Consider the following 997-nt stretch of genomic DNA (forward strand, 5'->3'; position numbering starts at 1 on the left):
GGGGCCAGGCGGCGAGCAAGGTCGGAGGGCAGCTCAAGGTGGGCCATCACGGGTGTCCTTCCGGCCGGGTGCCGTCCGAGACGCGGGCGCGCCCCTTGATCCGCACGTAGGCCAGCGCCGGGTCGTCGGTGTTCGCCAACTGGTCGGCCGCCAGCACCGTCCACTGCGTGCCGGTGGACGGCTCCACCACGACGTCGCCGACCAGCAGGAGGCCGGCCTGCCCGTCCAGGGCCAGGTGCCACGTGCCGTCGGCCTGCGGCACGGCACGGCCGGGCCACGGTCCCCGCAGCGGGCCGAGCGGCCCGGTCACCTCAGCGCCGTGCGCGTCCAGGACGGGCACGCCGCGCGTGCGGACGCCGAGCTGCCGGTCGGCCAGCAGGACCGCCATCAGAACGCACCCGAGCCGAAGTGTCCGGGGATCGTGAGCCCGGGCGGGTTCGGCCTCGTCGGGGCCTGGTGGACCCGGCGGCCGCGCAGCCGCCACCGGTCGGTCGTGGCGAGGTCCGGCGGCGCGAGCATCACCGGCGGCTCGGCCGCGGTGTCGTAGGTGACCGACTGGCCCTCCACGGAGGCGGAGACGACTCGGCGCTGGCGCGCGGGGGCGTCCGCCAGCAGCGGATGGTGGCACGCCGTCGCGCGGACCCACAGGCGCAGCGGGGCGGTCTGCGGGTCCGTGCGGGCGTCGATGCCGGCGGTGTAGGTGATGGTGTACGTCGGCGTGCCGAAGGGGCCCGACGTCGTGCCCGTGTCTAGGACGGCGGAGATCACCGTGATGACGGGGCCGTGGTGGAGCACCCAGCCGTCCGCCCCGGCGCGGACGCCGCTCTCGGTGTACTGCGCGGGCAGCAGGGGCCGGCCGAGGTGCGCGATCAGGGTGTCCTGGGCGTCCTCGACGGCTACCTCGATGCGCTGCCGCACTGGGTCGCCGAGGGGGGTGGGGTAGCCGAGGCGGCGGGCGACGTCCTCGGCTGTCACGATCAACTCCACCGTCGTCCTC

General features: G+C 75.8%; 2 protein-coding genes. Both read right to left on the reverse strand.

The window, feature by feature from the left end; genetic code table 11:
* Window positions 1–46 precede the first annotated feature (46 nt).
* Entirely contained in the window at window positions 47–388 is a 342-nt protein-coding gene (locus tag ACLWS4_RS37150; RefSeq protein ID WP_416876442.1) for a hypothetical protein, read from the reverse strand.
* Window positions 388–997, reverse strand: a 610-nt coding sequence (locus tag ACLWS4_RS37155; RefSeq protein WP_416876443.1) for a hypothetical protein, incomplete at its 5' end; no start/stop codon positions are given. The genes ACLWS4_RS37150 and ACLWS4_RS37155, both read right to left, overlap by 1 nt.

Source organism: Kitasatospora sp. SC0581 (genome assembly GCF_048159585.1).
GTDB lineage: Bacteria > Actinomycetota > Actinomycetes > Streptomycetales > Streptomycetaceae > Kitasatospora.

What these genes read in the sequence shown, in the direction of transcription:
- ACLWS4_RS37150 (WP_416876442.1), bottom strand. Translation starts at nt 388, where the DNA reads ATGGCGGTCCTGCTGGCCGACCGGCAGCTCGGCGTCCGCACGCGCGGC.